Annotated in this window: 1 rRNA gene; it reads left to right on the top strand. The window is 52.0% G+C overall.

Annotated elements, in window-relative coordinates:
• Positions 1-228: 228 nt before the first annotated feature.
• A 5S ribosomal RNA gene (rrf, locus tag IB268_RS30945) occupies positions 229-296 on the top strand; the annotation flags it as partial.

Below are 296 nucleotides of genomic sequence, written 5' to 3'. Positions count from 1 at the left end.
CGATACTAATTGCCCGTGAGGCTTGATCCTATAACACTGATGGTTATGACCTGGTGATGTAGCGTTCCAAGTGTCGTTCAATACAAAATCTGGCTGCACCGTCAGCAGCCAGCCAACACCAATTACACCCCACCGTGCGTGATCATCGAGTCTGACTCTGATCGCCACACGTTGTGTTTCTTCCAAGATTGGAGCAGTTGCCTAACCGCAGCCGCTCAACCAGTTACGCTTGACGACCATAGCGAGTTGGTCCCACTCCTTCCCATCCCGAACAGGACAGTGAAACGACTTTGCGC

Source organism: Achromobacter sp. ACM01 (assembly GCF_014851745.1).
Classification (GTDB): domain Bacteria; phylum Pseudomonadota; class Gammaproteobacteria; order Burkholderiales; family Burkholderiaceae_B; genus Achromobacter; species Achromobacter aegrifaciens.
This window is presented reverse-complemented; position numbering and strand designations above follow the sequence as displayed.